The 2004-nt window shown below is 45.4% G+C and carries 1 protein-coding gene, 2 pseudogenes and 1 other annotated feature; of the genes and pseudogenes, 2 read left to right on the top strand and 1 reads right to left on the bottom strand.

The annotated features are described in order from the left end of the window. Positions 1-407: pseudogene (locus BHE85_RS14200) on the bottom strand (transposase); the annotation flags it as partial. Beyond that, positions 10-126: a sequence feature (AL1L pseudoknot), on the bottom strand. (Overlaps the previous pseudogene by 117 nt.) Positions 408-449: 42 nt before the next feature. Here BHE85_RS14200 and BHE85_RS14195 point away from each other — a divergent pair. After that, positions 450-1625: pseudogene (locus BHE85_RS14195) on the top strand (carbohydrate porin); the annotation flags it as partial. Between the two features lie 122 nt (positions 1626-1747). Next, positions 1748-2004 (top strand): IS3 family transposase (locus tag BHE85_RS14190; RefSeq protein WP_033555117.1); only part of this gene is annotated, 257 nt, incomplete at its 3' end.

Raw genomic sequence — 2004 nt, 5'->3', positions numbered from 1 at the left:
ATACGTTGACGGGGCAATATGTAGTTCACTGCATACCGGTCCGACCCCGTACAGCTTACGCAGCTTATCCAGCAGTGGCATCACTTTTTCCAGAGGCGGTCGAACTCCGCCTTCGCAAAATAAGCGGAAGCCTGGCGAAGGATATCGTTACTGCGGCGCAGTTCACGATTTTCACGTTCCAGCTCTTTCAGACGCTGACGTTCAGCGGTGGTGAGCCCGCCATCACCGCCTCCGGTATCCCGCTCATGCTGGCGTACCCAGACACGCAGAGTCTCCGGTGTACAGCCAATCTTTGGAGCAATGGAACAAATTGTCGCCCATTGTGAGTCATATTCGCCCTGACTTTCCAGAACCATACGGACTGCCCGTTGACGGACTTCGGGGGAAAAACGAGTATTTTTAGTCATCCTGTTTACCTCTTTCTCAGGGAGTTTAGTCTCCAGGATTCCCGGGGCGGTTCACTGGGACGTTTTGGTAATGAGATGAGCGGTTGGTTTGACCTGACCTTAAATCAGCGTGTTTATAATCAGGACGGTAAAACGGCAAATGCGGTCGTTACCTATGATGGCAACGTGGGTGAGCAGTATAACGATGCCTGGTTTGGTGACAGTGCCAATGAAAATATCATGCAGTTCAGCGATATTTACCTGACAACGCGAGGTTTTTTACCCTTCGCACCAGAGGCAGACTTCTGGGTCGGCAAACATAAACTCCCGCAATATGAGATCCAGATGCTGGACTGGAAAACCTTAACCACGGATGTCGCCGCGGGTGTGGGGATTGAAAACTGGGCACTTGGTGTAGGGCTGTTTGATATGTCCTTAAGCCGTGATGATGTCGATGTTTACTCTCGTGATTTTTCGCGTACCAGCCAGATGAATACCAATTCTGTGGATGTTCGTTATCGCAATATCCCGTTATGGGATGATGCGACATTATCATTAATGGCTAAATATTCCGCACCTAATAAAACGGATCAACAACAAGATAACGAAAATGACAACAGTTATTTTGAAATGAAAGATAGCTGGATGCTGACTTCTGTTTTACGGCAAAACCTGCAACGCGATACGTTTAATGAATTTACGTTACAGGTTGCCAATAATTCCTATGCCAGCAGTTTTGCCAGTTTCTCAGATGCCAGTAATACGATGGCGCATGGTCGCTATTACTATGGTGATCATACCAATGGGATCGCCTGGCGTTTAATCTCTCAGGGCGAGATGTATCTTACTGACAATATTATTATGGCTAACGCGCTTGTCTATTCTCACGGCGAAGATGTTTATAGTTATGAAAGTGGTGCTCATAGTGATTTTGACAGTATTCGCACTGTAATAAGACCGGCCTGGATCTGGAATACATGGAATCAGACGGGGCTTGAATTAGGCTGGTTTAAGCAACAGAACAAAACTCAGCAGGGTGTAACACTAAATGAATCGGCTTATAAAACGACACTCTGGCATGCATTGAAAGTGGGTGAAAGCATTTTAGGTTCACGACCAGAAATTCGCTTCTATGGAACGTATATCAATATTCTGGATAACGAATTATCGAATTTTAAGTTTAATGAGAACAGCAAAGACGAGTTTATGGCCGGCATCCAGGCGGAAGTCTGGTGGTAATCTATTTTAGTTAAGGAGTTGTGTATGTCAGGATTTAAAAAAGGTTTTTTTGAAGTGGCACACTGAATTTGGCCACCTGAACAGAGGTGATATGCTCACCTCAGAACAACACAGGTGCTCCAATGAAAAAAAGAAATTTTAGCGCAGAGTTTAAACGCGAATCCGCTCAACTGGTTGTTGACCAGAAATACACGGTGGCAGATGCCGCCAAAGCTATGGATGTTGGCCTTTCCACAATGACAAGATGGGTCAAACAACTGCGTGATGAGCGTCAGGGCAAAACACCAAAAGCCTCTCCGATAACACCAGAACAAATCGAAATACGTAAGCTGAGGAAAAAGCTACAACGCATTGAAATGGAGAATGAAATATTAAAAAA

Origin of the sequence: Shigella sp. FC1567 (genome assembly GCF_001743015.1) — a bacterium.
Taxonomy (GTDB): domain Bacteria; phylum Pseudomonadota; class Gammaproteobacteria; order Enterobacterales; family Enterobacteriaceae; genus Escherichia; species Escherichia coli.
The sequence above is the reverse complement of the archived record's forward strand: the minus strand, read 5'-3'. Positions and strand labels throughout refer to the sequence as shown.